16 protein-coding genes are annotated in these 17,026 nt (G+C 27.2%); 14 read left to right on the forward strand and 2 right to left on the reverse strand.

What is annotated here, in order from left to right; all coding sequences use genetic code 11:
• Positions 1–75: 75 nt before the first annotated feature.
• The 11 genes from KGF48_RS04820 to KGF48_RS20610 all read left to right on the forward strand — a co-directional run bounded on the left by KGF48_RS04820 (position 76) and on the right by KGF48_RS20610 (position 11,329).
• Positions 76–783 (forward strand): response regulator transcription factor, encoded by a 708-nt coding sequence (locus KGF48_RS04820; RefSeq protein ID WP_227828713.1) that lies wholly within the window; start codon positions 76–78, stop codon positions 781–783.
• A gap of 39 nt (positions 784–822) precedes the next feature.
• A complete protein-coding gene (locus KGF48_RS04825; protein WP_227867792.1) occupies positions 823–2,229 on the forward strand; it encodes a sensor histidine kinase in 1,407 nt (468 codons plus the stop codon).
• A gap of 1,142 nt (positions 2,230–3,371) precedes the next feature.
• A complete protein-coding gene (locus KGF48_RS04830) occupies positions 3,372–3,749 on the forward strand; it encodes a BlaI/MecI/CopY family transcriptional regulator (protein WP_227839774.1) in 378 nt (125 codons plus the stop codon).
• A 408-nt stretch (positions 3,750–4,157) separates the two neighbouring features.
• Positions 4,158–4,625, forward strand: coding sequence for a VOC family protein (locus KGF48_RS04835; RefSeq protein ID WP_227867793.1), 468 nt, complete (start codon positions 4,158–4,160; stop codon positions 4,623–4,625).
• A gap of 52 nt (positions 4,626–4,677) precedes the next feature.
• On the forward strand, positions 4,678–5,124 hold the full coding sequence (locus tag KGF48_RS04840) for a DUF3788 family protein (protein ID WP_227867794.1): 447 nt from the start codon (positions 4,678–4,680) through the stop codon (positions 5,122–5,124).
• A gap of 346 nt (positions 5,125–5,470) precedes the next feature.
• Positions 5,471–6,340, forward strand: a complete 870-nt coding sequence (locus tag KGF48_RS04845; protein ID WP_227867795.1) for a Nif3-like dinuclear metal center hexameric protein — start codon at positions 5,471–5,473, stop codon at positions 6,338–6,340.
• 530 nt (positions 6,341–6,870) lie between these two features.
• Positions 6,871–7,536 (forward strand): methyltransferase domain-containing protein, encoded by a 666-nt coding sequence (locus KGF48_RS04850; protein WP_227839770.1) that lies wholly within the window; start codon positions 6,871–6,873, stop codon positions 7,534–7,536.
• A 279-nt stretch (positions 7,537–7,815) separates the two neighbouring features.
• Positions 7,816–8,682 carry an RNA polymerase sigma factor gene (locus tag KGF48_RS04855; protein WP_227867796.1) on the forward strand — a complete coding sequence of 289 codons (867 nt, stop codon included), beginning with the start codon at positions 7,816–7,818 and terminating at the stop codon, positions 8,680–8,682.
• A gap of 198 nt (positions 8,683–8,880) precedes the next feature.
• Complete coding sequence (locus KGF48_RS04860; RefSeq protein WP_227839768.1) at positions 8,881–9,567, forward strand: DUF2461 domain-containing protein; 687 nt, start codon at positions 8,881–8,883, stop codon at positions 9,565–9,567.
• Positions 9,568–10,037: 470 nt separating this feature from the next.
• Positions 10,038–10,865: a MarR family winged helix-turn-helix transcriptional regulator gene (locus KGF48_RS04865; protein WP_227839767.1), complete on the forward strand. Its 828-nt coding sequence runs from the start codon at positions 10,038–10,040 to the stop codon at positions 10,863–10,865.
• Between the two features lie 269 nt (positions 10,866–11,134).
• Positions 11,135–11,329: an ATP-binding domain-containing protein gene (locus KGF48_RS20610; RefSeq protein ID WP_413894783.1), complete on the forward strand. Its 195-nt coding sequence runs from the start codon at positions 11,135–11,137 to the stop codon at positions 11,327–11,329.
• A gap of 392 nt (positions 11,330–11,721) precedes the next feature.
• On the opposite strand, the gene KGF48_RS04875 is transcribed toward KGF48_RS20610, so the two are convergent.
• Together KGF48_RS04875 and KGF48_RS04880 are read right to left on the reverse strand one after the other, a co-directional pair.
• On the reverse strand, positions 11,722–12,501 hold the full coding sequence (locus KGF48_RS04875; RefSeq protein WP_227839766.1) for a hypothetical protein: 780 nt from the start codon (positions 12,499–12,501) through the stop codon (positions 11,722–11,724).
• Positions 12,479–12,976 (reverse strand): RNA polymerase sigma factor, encoded by a 498-nt coding sequence (locus KGF48_RS04880; RefSeq protein WP_227839765.1) that lies wholly within the window; start codon positions 12,974–12,976, stop codon positions 12,479–12,481. Before KGF48_RS04880 ends, KGF48_RS04875 begins: the two co-directional genes overlap by 23 nt.
• Positions 12,977–13,474: 498 nt before the next feature.
• Here KGF48_RS04880 and KGF48_RS04885 point away from each other — a divergent pair, with 498 nt between their 5' ends.
• The 3 genes from KGF48_RS04885 (at position 13,475) to KGF48_RS04895 (ending at position 16,952) form a co-directional block, all read left to right on the forward strand.
• The gene (locus KGF48_RS04885) at positions 13,475–14,206 is read left to right on the forward strand and encodes a hypothetical protein (protein ID WP_227867797.1); all 732 of its coding nucleotides are present in this window, start codon (positions 13,475–13,477) and stop codon (positions 14,204–14,206) included.
• Positions 14,207–14,618: 412 nt separating this feature from the next.
• Positions 14,619–15,626 (forward strand): nuclear transport factor 2 family protein, encoded by a 1,008-nt coding sequence (locus KGF48_RS04890; RefSeq protein WP_227867798.1) that lies wholly within the window; start codon positions 14,619–14,621, stop codon positions 15,624–15,626.
• A gap of 51 nt (positions 15,627–15,677) precedes the next feature.
• Positions 15,678–16,952 carry an ester cyclase gene (locus tag KGF48_RS04895; protein ID WP_227839762.1) on the forward strand — a complete coding sequence of 425 codons (1,275 nt, stop codon included), beginning with the start codon at positions 15,678–15,680 and terminating at the stop codon, positions 16,950–16,952.
• The last annotated feature ends 74 nt before the right edge of the window (positions 16,953–17,026 follow it).

The raw sequence follows: 17,026 nt of genomic DNA on the forward strand, positions 1-17,026 counted from the left end.
ACGATAACCTTAAATAGTCTATTGAGGTAAAGTTATAAAAATGGGTATATGATATACTTAGGAAGGGTGATGATTATGGAAACAATAAAGGATAAAAAAATACTTGTGGTTGATGACCATAAAGAATTATTAAAAATGATAGATGAAATCTTAAGAAAAGAGGGATTTAATAGAATTTTTCTAGCATCTAGTTATGAAGAAGCTGTGAGAGTATTTAAAAATATAAAACCAGACTGTGCAATTTTAGATGTAGTGTTGCCAGATGGAGATGGCTTTTCTATTATGAGAAAAATTAGAGAAACATCCAAGATACCAGTTATTTTTCTTTCTGCAAGAGGAGAGGATGAAGATAGGTTGATTGGTCTAGGTTTAGGGGCTGATGATTATATAGTAAAGCCATTTTTACCTAAAGAACTTACTTTAAGGTTAGTAGGTATATTAAATCGTGTATATATTCCTATGAAGGAAGATGAGTTGCCAGTATTTAAACTAGGAGATTATGTTGTTGTAAATTTAAATACTGCATGTGTAAAAAAAGATGGACAAGAAATATCTTTAACTGCTAAAGAACATTCCCTGCTTTTAAAGCTGTATGAAAATAAAGGGCGAATTGTTACTAGTGATGCACTATGTCAAGCTATATGGGGAGATGACATGTATGGGTATGAAAATACTCTTATGGTACATGTTAGGAGAGTTAGAGAAAAGATAGAAGAAGCTCCATCTTCTCCTAAGCATCTTCTTACAGTAAGAGGGCTTGGATATAAGTTAATTATTAATTGATTTATGCCATATGAAGATTTCAAGAGGAGGGATTTAATTTTGGATAGTGTAAAGTATATATTAAGGCGATTTATAGGTTCAAGTATCTTGATTTCATTATTTCTAATTATCTTAAACATAGCAGGATTTTTGATATTTTCATATGTAACTTTTGTATACCCATACTCTGGCGAATCAGATACAAGCAATAGCAGAGAAACTAAAGCAAATTTAATGATGCTTGAAGAAAAGCTAACTTCAAAGGATGGTAAGTTTGTCTTGGATGAATCTAGTAAAGAGGTGTTACACAAAAATCAAGCTTGGGCAATGCTAATTGATGATAATGGGGACAGAATATGGGAGTATGATTTACCAAAAGAAATACCAAAGCATTATACTTTAACTGATGTAGCTAAGTTTTCAAAATTTTTTTTAAAAGACTATCCTGTGTATGTATGGGAACATCCTGATGGGCTTCTAGTTACAGGATATCCCAAAGACAAGTATACAAGGTTTAACCTTACTTATACTATTAAGGAAATAGACCAATTTCCAAGGTTAATATTAATTATGCTTTTGCTTAATGCAATGATTACTTTTTTAATAGCTTTGTTTATAGGATTAAAAATGATAAAATCTATAAAGCCAATTATTACAGGGATGAAGCTTATTTCAAAGGGCGAGCCAGTACTTCTTCAAGAAAAGGGGATACTTAGCGATATTTCAAAATCTATTAACTCTGTATCTAGAGAATTACAGGAAAAAAATGCAAAGCTTAGAAAAAGAGAAGAAGCTAGGTCTAATTGGATTGCAGGAATATCTCATGATATAAGAACACCACTTTCAATGATAATAGGATATGCTGGAGAGCTTGAGGAAAGTAAAAATCTTTCTCAAAGAGAGCATGAGCAAGTATATATTATATGTAATCAAGGTATTAAGATTAGGGAATTAGTAAGCGACCTTAACTTAGTCTCTAAATTAGAATACAATATGCAAGCATTAGATTGCGGTAAAATTAGAGTTTCTGCTTTCTTAAGAGAGGTTGTTTCTGATTTTATAAATAATAATTTGGATAATAACTTTTATATTGAGCTTAATATATTGGATGAAGATATTATTATAGATGCAGATAAAAAGTTATTAAAAAGAGCTATTAGCAATTTGATACAAAATAGTATAACTCACAATCAACATGGATGTAATATAAATGTAGTTTCAAGGTCTGATTTAGATTTTTGCTATATAACTATTGAAGATGATGGAAAAGGTATGAGTAAAGATAAAATTAGTTATTTGTTGAAGAATCAATATAATTTGAGTGATGCATATGCTAAAGGTCAGAATCATGGTCTAGGGCTTTTAATAGTAGCAGGTATTATAAATGCACACAAAGGTAAATTAGATATCATAAGTGAGGATTGTCAAGGTCTAAAAATAACTTTAAAATTACCACTAGTAAAGTAATATTTTATAATGAAATAATGAATAAGCGTGAACAATGAAAATATTTTGAAAATAATTTTATTATTTATTGACAAAAATGCTCTATCATAGTAGAATAAATATAAATTCTTTTCTTGTCAAGTTTTATTAAATAAAATAGTAACTTTTGCTTTATGCGCTTAGAGCTAAGTTACTCATGGTATCAAAATTTTCATAGGAATAATATATTTTGGAATTATTGTAAGATTGTTAAACTCTTTAAATAGTTCCCTTTTTTTTAAATATTTTTTAATAATACTTAAAATGTTATTGACAAAAATATTCTACTAAAATAGAATTATAATATAGTAGTTTTTAATTTTGAGAAGAAGATAATCAGATTTTAAGAACAGATTTAATTAGAAAAACTTTTATGTAATTATTAGAAAAATATTTTATTATAACTTTGTATTTAGAGTGAAAAAGTATTTTAAATAGACATTTTTTGACCATATAAACTCTACTAAAGTAGAGTTTTGGTGTCTGATTTTTAGTTATATCAAGTGTAGATGTCTAGATATGTTGAATTAAATTAGAGCTATAAAGAACTGTTGAGGAAAAGGTTTGGATTATAAAAGATACAAACGAATATTCAATAAACTAGCAAAATTTAATTGTATAAAGTGTAATTATTAAGACTGAGATTACAATATTTAAAATCGTAAATTAAGATTGAGATTACAGTATTTAAAATCGTAAATTAAAACTGATGTTGCAATATTTAAAATTACAAATTAAGATTGAGATTATAATATTTAAAATCGTAAATGATAGATTATTTTTTTAAAAGCTAGAGAAGCAATAAGTCAAAATTAAAAGAAGTAAGATTACTAAAATATAAATGCTTAAAATTAGAAAGAAAAATTTAAGAGAAGGGAGAGCTACTGAGACAAGTATCCAGAAGTATATAGCTGAGTACAAGACATTTCATAAAACTAAGCAATATAAAGTAATTTTGACACTATTTACATATGTTTATTATGTACAAATAGCTAACTTTAGAATTTAAGATTGAGAAAATCTTATAAAATCACAGTAATTTAAATGAATATAATATCAATTAAATTGATGAAAATTTTACTGTGGATATTGCTTGTCTATATTCTGAGTAGCAAAGGTTTATTATGCCGATAAAAAAGCTGCCACAATCAGAATTTAAGATAATGAAATTTATATGGAAAGTAGATTCCAAAATAACATCAAAAGATATTATTTTAGCTATGGAGCAAAAATATCAATGGAAGCAAACGACAACTTTAACTGTTTTATCTAGATTAGTAGTTAAAGGATTTTTAAATTCTAAAAAGATAAATAAACATACACAGTATGAGATTTTAATTGCTGAAAAAGATTACTTGAATTTTGAAACAAGAGAGTTTTTTAGTAATATTCACGATTCCTCTATAAAAAGTTTATTATTATCACTGCATGCAGATGATAATATAAGTGAAGAGGATATACTTTTTATTGAAGCGTGGTTAAGAAGTATTAAAGAAAAATAAGAAAAGAAGATTAAAGAAAAATAGTAGCTATTTGTAAAATAAAACATGATACCTAAAAATATGAAAACTTATTTTTAGAAATTTTTCGAGCTTGTATAATATAAACCTAAATCATATACAGTATATTTATGATATATAGTATATTTGACTTTGAAAATTATAAATGGTTTGTAATATGAACCAAAATAAAATTAAACATGAGTGTAAATTAATGATGGACAATTCTATTAATTCAATATAAAAAGCTACCTTTAGTTATCAATTAAATAACTATATTTAGGGTAGCTTTTTGTATGGAGATTGTAGTTGTGTAAAATACATAATCAAATAATTTTTGTAAATATGACATATAGCTTTCAAGTTTAAATTGATATAATAAAATAATAATAGAAATTAGGGGGTACATTTATGAAATATCAATGTTCATTATTGTCAGTAAATAATGTAGAAGTGTCAAAAAAGTTTTATGGAGAATTGTTTGACCAAAAAGTTGTGTTAGATTTAGGTAGAAATGTAACTTTTAGTGGGGGATTTGCAATACAAGAGGATTTTGCATGGTTAACAGGGCTAAATCCCGATACAGTTGTGCAAAAGTCACACAATATGGAACTTTATTTTGAAGCTGATGATTTTGATAAATTTATTGAAAAACTTAAATCATATAAAGATGTAGAGTATGTTCATCAACCACTAAAATATGAATGGCAACAGAGGGTAGTGCGTATTTATGACCCTGATAAACATATTATCGAGGTAGGAGAATCTATGGAAGTTATAGCTAGAAGATATTTAGATGAAGGGTATTCTGTAGAAGAAGTTTCTAAGATTATTCAACATCCAATTGAATTTGTGGAGGAATGTAAAAAAAGTGAATAATTTTGATACTAGTATTTTCAGATTAAAAATAAATCAAAAGTGGTGATTAAAATTGTATGAAAGAATGTTGAATAAAAGTGTCATGCCATCAGAAAAAGAGATTTCTGAGTATGTGGGCAAAAATCATTTTAACCTTATTTTGCATCTTGAGAATTTATTAGATAAAAAATATGATTTACATAAAGAATTAAGATTTCCTTTTGGAAATAATTATGGCTGGGGATATAAGTATTCACATAAAACAATGCATCTATTTTATGTGTTTTTTGAGAAAGATTGCTTTACAGTAACTATTCAAATTGGAAGTAATGATGTAGATAAGCTATTAGATATACTGGATAACTTATTGCCAAAGACAAATGAATTTTGGGATAAGCGATACCCTTGTGGAAGTGGAGGATGGATAAATTATAGAGTGGAGAATGAGAAAGAGCTTGATGATATTTTAAAGATTATTGAAGTTAAAAAAAAGCCTCCTAAAAATTTAAAAAAAGTTTAGGTAGTTAGGAGCTTAATGATTAACAGGATTAGGATAATAAATGAGAGTAACTATAAGATAGTAAGTCAATAAGAATTAAGATAATAAGTAAATATAATTAGAATAATAAATAAATTGAGAATAGCTCATATAAAATAATAGTATTTGACAGGGTTAATAAAGTATATTAAAATAAACGGATATTTATAGGCAAGAGTATTGAGATAAAACGTATACTAGAAAAATAAACTATACTTTAAAATGAGTTAATACTCACAGTATTTTGAGCTATAGTTGACTTTTAAAGTATAAGCATATTATAGAACTCTTGTATAAATATGTATCAGTTAAATATTATTATAAAGGAGTGATTAGTATTAAAGCAAAAGAACTTTATAAAAAGCTAGACATAGAATTTGATATTAAAAATATTGATGATGATTGGAGTTTTATGAATTTTGAAAATGATTTTATTACTCCAGAATTTAAGAAAAAATACATAGGATTAGTATTAGATAATGCTCAAGACATTAATAAAGTATATACAGCTACTTTTCCAGATAAAGAAATAGTTCAGCAAATCATAGATAAAGATGAAAGAGATATCTTACTTTTTTCACACCATGCAATGGGATATATAGCATCAGATGAAGATTTTCCATTTCATGATATTCCACTATCTTATATGGAAGAGATGAAAAAACGTAGAATTTCCTTTTATGTATTACATTCTCCATTAGACAATTATAGTGACTATTCAACTTCTGTTAGTTTTGCAAATGCTTTAGGTCTTGAAATTGTCAAACCATTCTGCAAATATGATGATAAAATCAAGGTAGGAGTTATATGTAAGACATCATTAAAGTCACTAGAAGAGATTAAGGAACTTGTTAAAAAAACAGTTGGACATGATGCGAAACTATATGATTATGGAGACTCTGTTTTAAAAGATGGTTTAGTAGCTATTGCAGCAGGTGGAGGAAGTTATCCATTTGTAGCAAGTGAAGTTGCTGAGCTTGGCATAAATTTATATATTACTGGATTTACCAAGCCTTTAAAACATTTTGAACCAGCATTAGAATTTCATAAAATTGCAAAAGAGAATTTAATTAATGTTATAGGTGCTACTCATTATTCTACAGAAAAATTTGCATGTATGTCTTTAGTTAATTATTTCAAAAATCTAGGTCTAGAATCAGAATTCTTGCAAGGAAAGTATTATTTAGAAGATTTATAATAGATATTAAACAAAAATAAGCAGTCAGTAAAAATTTATGTTTACTGACTGCTTATTTTATTGTTTTTAGAATAGTATCTTAATTAGCTTTATAATGTAGTATCGTAATGCTCTATGGAGAATTTAAAAAATTGTCTTGAAGTTAGATTCTTTTAGTTATTCTAAAGTTCATGTCTATTTGCTTCTTTATTTGTTCATATTTTATAACTAACATATATCAAAGCTATTTTTACTATTCCTCTCTAGAATACTTATTTTTCGATGTTTTTTTATAGTATTATTATGATAAACTATATTTTATAAGTATTTATTTTAAATTATTATAAATATTTATTTTAAAATAATAGAATTATTATATTTATGAGAATAAATGGTATAATAAAAGGTAAAGTGTCAAATATCCGCTAAATTAAATAGATTAGTTAGTATATACATTAAAATAGGAACAATTTAAATAAATAATAATTTATAAGGAAAGGAAAGATAGAATGATATTTACGAAAAGTAATAAATATGACAAAGAGTTCCTCATGAAAAACATGATGGGGCCTAATTGTATAAAAATATTAGAGGAAATGACAAATAAGATAAAATTAGAAAAGGGAATGCGTATTTTAGATTTGGGATGTGGAAGAGGTATATCTTCTATATTTTTAGCAAATGAATTTGATGCAACTGTATTTGCAACAGATTTGTGGATAGAACCAACTGAGAATTATGAAAGATTTAAGGACTTTAACTTAGATAATAAAATATTTCCAATACAAGCAGAGGCACATGAATTACCTTACGCAGAAGGTTTCTTTGATGCAGTAATAAGTGTTCACTCTTATCACTACTTTGGAAACAAAGAAGGTTTTTTAGAAAATCATATATCGCCTCTTGTAAAAGAGGGCGGAATAATTGCAATGGCAATGCCAGGATTAAAACAAGATTTTGTAAATTGTATACCTGATGAACTTATTCCATTTTGGCAAGATAATATGAATTTTCATTCTCTTAAATGGTGGAATGAACTTTGGTCAGAATCCGAGTCTGTGATTTTAGAGAAATGTGAAGCTTTAAGTTGTCATGAAGAAGCATGGCAAGATTGGTTAAATTGCGAGAATTCTTATGCAAAAAATGATAAAAAAATGATGGAAGTAGAAGATGGTAAGTATTTTAATACAATTTCTCTAATAGCTAAAGTTAAATAAAGGTTGGAGTTAAATAAAAGTTGGAGTTAGATAAAGATTAGAGCTTGATAAATATTAGAATTAGATAAAGATTAGAGTTAGATAAAAATTCAAATACAAAGATAATTATTCAAATATAAAAATGATTATTTAAATACAAAATGATTTTTTAGAGGATTTATACCCAATTGGACTATTTAGGTTGATTGGGTATTTTTATTTTGTAATAATATACTGAAAATAAAAATTTTATGTCACAAAGTACTTTTTAAGTTGTCTAATTTAATAGGGGGTGAAATTATGAGTGAAAATACACAAAATAATGTAAAAAAAGATGAAATAGAAAATTTGATAGACAGAGCTATTTTAGGAGACAAAAAATCTCTTGAAATTTTGTTATTGGATGTACAGGATTTAGTATTTAATTTATCTTTAAGAATGTTAGGTACTGTACAGGATGCAGAGGATGCCAGTCAAGAAATTATGATACGTGTAATTACTCATCTATCTACATTTAGAAAAGAAAGTTCTTTTTCTACATGGGTATTTAGAATAGCATACAATCATTTACAAAATTATAAAAAAAGTATGTTTTCTAAACAGCATTTAAGTTTTGAATATTATGGAGCTGATATCAAAAATGGTAAATCAAAAGATATACCTGATTTATCTCAAAATGTTGAAACTTCTATTATTGAAGAAGAACTAAAATATTCATGTACAAATGTAATGTTACAATGCTTGGATGTAGAGAGTAGATGCATTTTTATTCTAGGTACAATGTTTAAGCTAAATAGTAAAGTTGCTGGTGATATTTTGGAGATATCTTCTGAAGCATATAGACAGAGGCTATCACGAACTAGGAAGAAAATGGCCTCATTTTTAGATGAGTATTGTGGATTAAGTGGAAAAGGGGTATGTCAGTGCAAGAAGCGTATTAATTATGCAATAGTTAATCACCGTATAAATCCTAAAAATTTGGAGTATTCTAGTCTAGAAAAAGATGATGATAATACTATATTTAAATTTAAATCTGCTATGGAAGAAGCTGAAAATTTTTCAACAGTATTTTCAAGACTTCCATCATATTATTCTAGTGAAAAATTAAAAAAATTTCTAACAGATTTTTTACAGTCAGACTGCTACTCAATAATTAAAAATTTATAAATACTTAAAAAGTTTTTGAAATATGATGAAAAACTTTAATAAGTATTAAGTATGGATATTAGAAGTTATTTAGATATGTAATTTTAAAAATAAATTAATGAGTATTTTTAAATAGCTATATGGTATTTGAGTATCAATCAAGTATTTAAATAATTTTTAAAAATATTAATAAAATTAATATAAAAGGGAGAGAAAATTATGAAAACAAATTGTATATTAGAGTTTTTAAATGCATTGAAAAAAAATAATTCAAGAGAGTGGATGATGGAAAATAAAGAATGGAAAAAGGAAGCTACATTACAATTTGAACAGTTGGTACAAGATATAATCAATGCTTTAGCTTATGAAGATAAATCTATTGCACATCTAAATGCAAAAGATTTAATATTTAGGTTGAACAGAGATACTCGTTTTAGTAATGATAAATCACCTTATAACCCATCATTTAGAGCACATATTTCATATGCTGGACGAGTACCAATCCCAGTAGGGTATTACATAGATATTTCTCCACAAAATATATTTTTAGGAGCAGGACTTTTTACACCACAGCTTTCAGATGCAACAACAAGAGTGAGGGATTATATACTTAAACATTCAGATGAATTAGAATCTATTTTGTATAATCACAAATTTTCAGAGAATTTTACTTTAGATGGCGAAAAACTAAAAAATATTCCAAGAGGATATCCAAAAGATTTTACTAAAGGAGAGTATTTAAAACACAAAAGCTGGTATATTGAATATCACTTACAGGATAGTGACTTAGACAATTTATATGAATTTTGTAAAGTGGTTACTGATAAATTCTTACTTATGAAACCTTTTAATGATTATATTAATAAAGCTTTAGAAGGCTACAAAATGCCTGAGAGAAAAGCTTAAACATAAGAAATATGAGTAGAGTATAATTGGGGCATAATATTAGTAAAAGTTTAAAATATAGTACAGTTAAAATTAATTAAATTATATAGAATTAATTGAATATGTTTATGTATAGTTGTAGTGGACTTAGAAGATAGTCCTAATAAGTAGAATATAGTACTAATAAATAAGAAAATAAAATAGATAATTTACTTAGTAACTTTAATAAGGGATAGAGTTTTATTAGTATAGATATTGGATTTTTTAGTTTGAAAAATTAAACTTAATTATTTATTTAAAGATATAATACAAGGATTTTATTATGATGCATAAAAAGAGTAATAAAGTGTTAAAATATTTGACAAATCTAAGGCTTGCTCTTATACTCAATACAAGTAAGGTACCTTTTTAAAGGACCTATTTGAAAAAAATTATATAATTAGTAAAGTGCATGATTACAAAATTAATAATTAATTTAGGAGGTAAAAATCATGAATGAAACTCAAGATGAAAATTTATTAGAGCAATTTTTTAAAGTACAATCATTACTACATAAATTTCACCTTCAAAATCATAAATCACATGGTTTTTTTAGAGGAACGCATAGAGGTCAAGGAAGAGTATTATCTATGCTAAAAATAAAGCCAGAAATTACTCAAAAAGAACTATCATATTTGCTTGATATGAGACCTCAATCTTTAGGTGAATTGCTTTCAAAACTAGAAAATCAAGGATTTATTACTCGTACCCCTTCAGAAAAAGACCGTAGAGTAATGGTAGTAAGACTAACATCAAAAGGTATGGATGAAATTAATAAAATTGAGCAGGAAGAAGACCCAACTAATAAAATATTCGATATTTTAGAAAAAGAAGAAAAAAGCATTCTAAGTGATATTCTTATTAAGATTACTAATGAGTTGGAGAGAACTATAAAAAATGATGATAATATTAATTTTGATGGGTCGCATATGGGACCACACTCAAGACCACATCCTGGTCAACGCTTAGGTTTTAATGGAAGAGAAGGTTTTGGAATGGGACATATGGATTCACATCCAAATCCACATGAGGAACCACATCCAAGTTCTCAAGAAGAAAAAGAATTTTACAATCCACGTATGGAAGCATTTCAAGAATTTTTTAATAGAGAAGAATTTTTTAATAGAGAAGAATTTTTTGAACAAATGACGAAACAGCATCCGGGATTTTTTGAACAGATAGTAAAACAACATCCAGAGTTTTTTAAGAATAAGAGATTTGATGAACAGAATGTATCTAAGGATGAAAAGTATAGCGAAAAGGATATTAATGAAGATTAGAAACTATTTATCTTTCTACTATAAAAATATGTAATCATAGATGAAGTACAGGATTACACTCCATTACAATATGAAATATTTTATAAACTCTTTAATTCTGCAAATATGACTATATAAAAGATTATAAACAGAAAAATTATAAATCTATTGGTATCATAACAAAGACAGTTCGTGAAACTAGAGAAGTATACGAGTTTTTAAAAGAGAATGATGTTGATGTACAATGTATAACAAAAGATGATGACGAGTATATAAACGGTGTGTTAATAATGCATTCATATCTATCTAAAGGGCTTGAATTTGATGCGGTTATTATATATAATGCAAGCAATAAAAATTATAATAATGAAGATGAAAGGTTGCTCCTTTACACTTGTTGTACAAGAGCTCTTTATGTGCTAAACATATATTATTTAGACGAGATAAGTTCTTTATTAAAACATATTAAAGTAAGATTAAAGTAATACTAAAACGATATTAAAACAACATTAAAACAATATTAAAACAATATTAAAATAATGTTGAAGTAATATTAAAACAATGAAATTTTAATTCTTATATAATTTTTTTAGGCTTATTATATATTTATTATGTATTTGTAATGAATATTTAGATGAGTATTTTATGATAAAGTTAAAGCCCTTAAAATCCAAAATACATGGTTTTTAAGGGCTTTTTAGTAGTATTATTTAACTAGAATTTGTATAGCAGTTAAATAGCTAGAATCTGATATATAAATTCTAAAAAAAATATTAATATAAAAGAGATGGTTATGTTTACTAATAAATAAATTAAAGTCACAAATAATAGACTCATAAATAATTCAATCGTTAGCTATGTTTTATATTACTTATCTTTATTTTGTATCTATTACTTCATGAGCCATCTCTACTAAATCATTCATAGATAAACCTGAGTCTTCAACTATAAATGAGTAATAAACTCCATTTTGTTTCCAGCTTAAATATTTATATTCATTAACTTCCACTTTATCTGACCCTGTATTAAATGAATATTTACCTGATTTTTCATCAAGTTTATCCTGTTCTGTCATTTTATAACCTTCTGGTACATATTTTTGCTTGAACTCCTCATAAGAAATATTTATATCTTTGTACGTATCTACAACTTTTACGTTTTCAGAATTTTCTCCAAGTATATTATTTGCTGTCTTAAGAGATATTACATCACTACCATTTTCATACTCGATATCAAGTGATTTTAATTCTCCTAAAATATTACCTTGTTTATCAAGTCCTTTTTCCTTTTCAATATATCCTCCTTTAAATTTATATCCATTACTAAATTCAGAAACTATATTAGGAGAAAATTTAAAGTCTTTTTTTACTTGTTCTGTAGTTGGGACAGATGTATAGGTAGCCTTATTACTTGTACTTGAAAATAGACTAGATATTTCTCCTACTGCAAGAGCTGTTGTACTTAACAGTAGAGTAACAGCCAAAGTTGCGACTAAGCTCTTTTTGAATGAGAATTTAAATGGTGATTTATGTGTTTTATTATTAATCATGTTATAATTTTCCTCTCTTTCTGGTAGACTATTTAATGTTTTATTTAATCTATTATGAAAGCTTTCTGGAGCTTTCGGGAATGAATTATTTAACTTGTCTTTGTTCATACTTTACCTCCATATCTTCTAATTTAGTTTTTAATAATTTTCTACCTCTTGATAATCTGCTTTTTACAGTTCCTTGAGGTATATCTAATATTTCTTTAATCTCATCTATTGAATATCCCTCGATATAATAAAGAACTATTGGAATCTTAATTTTTTTAGATAAACCTTGAATAGCAATATATAAATCACTGTAATCATCTTTTTCTTCTACTTTTTTGTTATTGAGAATTTCTTCAAATGGTAGAATATTAAACTGTTTACGCCTTAATGAATTACATTCATTTATGACTATTCTAATCAACCAAGTTTTAAAATATTGTTGTTCTTTCAGTGAGTCTAGTTTTTCATATGCTTTTAAAATAGCATTGTTAACAGCATCCTCACAATCTTGGTCGTTTCCTAAAATAGACTTAGATACGCGATACAAAGTCTGTTCTGACTCAAGAATATTATTAATAAATGTAGTTTTATCCAATTGTATTCCTACCTTTCTATGCAAATCGTAGCGCTACTTTTTTACTTTATACTCATTAGATAAAATTTTACTATAAATGGTTCACTTTTTTAAAAATAATTATTTTTTATTTGAAGTTTAGGAAATAATTGGATAAATCTACATTTATATGAAGTAGCACTACTTTTTTGCCTTACACTCATTAGATAAAATTTTACTATAAATGGTTCACTTTTTTTAAAAGTAATTATTTGATAAATTAAAGTGTAGGAAACAGTTTAATAAATTTAAGCAATTTAATAAAAAATTATACATGGTAATAAATATGTGTTTTCCTATACAGCTTTTTCATGCCATAATTTTCAGGTTTAAAAGAAATTAAAAAAATGTAAAGGTACCTTAAAAATAGTATTGACAAAATCATAAGGTACCTTTATAATTAAAAATAAATAAGGTACCTTAATAAAAACTAAGAAAATAAATTAATAGAAAAAATCGAGTTAATTAGGAGGAGTTAATATGAATTATTACAAAGATAAAAGAGAAGGATTTAGAGGATTTGAAGATTTTGAAATGAGAGGACATCATAAACACCAAGAACATTATGGAGAACATAATAAATATTCGCAACATCATGGTCAAATGGGATATGGAGGTCCTCATAGACATCCATGGAATCATACATGTGAAGGATGTAAAAGATTTGAAATGATGCGTCAAGAAGGATTTGGGTCAAGAGGATATGAAGGAAATCATGGCAATAGAGAGTATAGAGGTCATGAGGGATTTGCCCCAAGAGGGTACGAAAGAGGAGAATATAGAGGTCATGAAGGAAGTCATGAGCATAGAGAGTGTAGAAGTCATGAAGGATTTGCCCCAAGAGGGTACGAAAGAGGAGAATATAGAGGTCATGAAGGAAGTCATGAGCATAGAGAGTGTAGAAGTCATGAAGGATTTGCCCCAAGTGGTCATGAAAGAAGTTACAGAGAATCTAAAGACAATGAAGAATTTGATGCTAAAAATTATCAAGAAAACAATGAATATCAGAAATATGGAAGATTTGAAAATCAAAATGTAGATGAAAAAATAATGTCTGAAAATAAAGAAGATGCTGAGAAAAATAATATAAAAGAATATGAAAAAATTGATGAATCTAAAACAGCAACTGATGAACAAATAGAATCTGTTCAAAAAAATCATACTAAAGAAGAAATGAAATGTGAAGAAAAAAAATGCGTTGATAAAAAGTAGAATTAGAAATTCAATAAATCAACAAATAAATATTAAAAAATAAACACCAGAATACAAATAAAAACATATTAGATTGACTAAATCAAAAAGGTGACAGCTTTAAAAAGACTGTCACCTTTAATTTTTTATAGCCATTTATTGGTGCAAGTATTTCAATAAATATGGGAGGTAAAGATTATTTTTATTAGCAAGGATAAAAGCCCTATAAATTTGAGTAGACATAAATTACAATTTACATTTTTATGATAACATTTTCTTTACAATTTTTTAGATATATGTTAATATTTAGAAAAATGCATATGTATTCATAAAATAGCCTAAAAACAAATAAAAAAGCTATAAAAGAGAAAACGTATGCAATCAAGAGTCAATAAAGTTAGATTATACTTTATAAATTTGGGAGGATATAATAATGGGAAAATATCAAGAATCAAAAAGAGTTGTAAGAAATTACTTTGAAGCATTAGAAAACGCCGATGGAGATGAAATTAAAAAAATTTTAAAACAGTACATGAGGTCAGACTATGACTGGAGAGGCGTATATCCATTTCGTGAACAAAGAGGAGTTGAAAATGTAGCAGATACATTTTGGAAGCCTTTAAAAAATTCATTGAGTAATATGCAAAGACGACAAGATATCTTTATTGCAGGTACTAATGAAATTGATAACAGTGAGTGGGTAATGAGTATGGGTCATTTTATGGGGCTTTTTGATAATGACTGGCTTGGTATTAAGCATACTCGCAAGATGATTAGCTTAAGATACGCAGAATTTAACTGTGTGCAAGATGGTAAAATTTCCAAGACTGGATTATTTGTAGATATAATTGGATTTATGATTCAGGCAGGTGTCAATCCATTGCCACCACAAACAGGTTCATATTTTGTATATCCAGGACCAATTGACCACAATGGACTACTTTTTGAAGATGCAGACGAAGTAGATGGGGTTAAGACTTTAGCATTAGTCAATAAAATGGTAGATGATTTATCTGAATTAAATGACAGTGGTTCTATGGGATGTCCACCAGAGATACTTGAAAAATCATGGGCTAAAGATATGATTTGGTATGGACCAGGGGGGATTGGAGCTTCTTATACTATACCTAGATATCAAGAACAGCATCAATTGCCATTTAGAAATAATTTAAAAGGAAAGACTTTTAATGGACATGTATGTAGATTTGCAGAAGGAAATTTTGCTTGTTTCTTTGGATGGCCTAACTTAAGCAATATCCCATGTGGAGGATTTTTAGGATTGCCAGGTGGAGAGGTTAAGGCAGATATGCAAGTTGTTGACGTTTACTATCGCAAGGGAGATAAACTTAAAGAAAATTGGGTGTTAATTGATATTCCTTACTGGCTAAAACAACAAGGTCTTGATATTCTTGAAAGAACTAAAAGTATTTTTAATGCTTAATTTTTAATAATTAATTGTGAATACGTATTCAAGAAAGGAATGAGATGCAAATTGAAATATATTGATAAAAATGATGTAAGAGAAAAAGATAAAGAGAAAGTAAAAGCAAAAGAAGTTGATATAAGTGAGCTTAAATTAAGTAATGTTGAAGTAAATAAAGCTAATACAGGTAAAATCAATGAGAATAATACTATTGAAAAAGCTGAAGAAATTACATTGAAGGGAGAAGCAAATATGGAGTCTACAAAAATTTACTATGGAGATTCGCTAGAAGTAACACCTGTTGGAGTAATGGATTATAATGATTTTTCAAATCAAACAAAAAGGGAGCAGAAATTACCTGGATTTGATTCCAAGTATAGAGACTTTGTAGACTATATTATGAAAATTACACATAATATTTGGGAAGAAAAAGGTATTGGAGTTATTTATGATACATATCACAATAATGTGACAATGCACTGTGGTTCTTCTAATTTAGTTGGTATAAAAGATGTTATCTCGAATACTCTTCAAACTCTACATGCATTTCCAGATAGAAGGCTGATTGGTCAAAATGTAATATGGTCTAATTTTGGTGCTGATGGTTTTTTGTCTTCTCATCGTGTTTTGTCTACAGCAACTAATTTAGGTGATAGTAATTTTGCTCCAGCAACTGGAAAGAAGATAAATTTTAGAACTGTAATTGATTGTGCTACAACGAATAATAGAATCCATGAAGAATGGCTAGTTAGAGATAATCTATGGATTGTTACTCAGTTAGGGTTAAATCCTCAAGAAGTGGCAAAAAATATGGCAAAGGCAAGTGCATCTAAAGTATTGAGCTTACAATCAACCTATGGTATTTGTGAGTCTATGGATGGCCAATTTATGCCAGCAAAGTATCAAGCTAAAGATGATTCTGTTGGTGAAATGATGCTTGAGATGACAAGTCGTATTTACAATTATAAATATATAAATGAAGTTAAAAAATATTATCACGATAATGCAGTAGTACATTTCATATGTGATAAAGATTTAAATGGGTATGATGAGATTCAAGGAATGATTGTAAGTTTACTTGCTTCAATTCCAAATGGAAGTTATGAAGTAGAAAGAGTAACTTGTAATCAAAAGGAAAAAAATGAAGGGTATGATGTATCTGTGAGATGGAGATTACGTGGAATAAATGAAGGCATTGGATTTTTTGGACAACCTTCTGGAAAGCATGTAGAGGTAATGGGAATTAATCATTATCATGTACTACAAGGTAAGGTAAAGGAAGAATGGATGACTTTTGATGGTATGGATGTTTTGAAGCAGATGTATATGGGTGTAGAAGAGTAAATGGGTTTATAGTATAAACATCTTTAGAAATTATATAAGTAAATATTCTTGTTATAAAGATTGAACAAGAAATA

It is taken from the genome of Clostridioides sp. ZZV15-6388 (genome assembly GCF_020657755.1).
Lineage (GTDB): Bacteria > Bacillota > Clostridia > Peptostreptococcales > Peptostreptococcaceae > Clostridioides.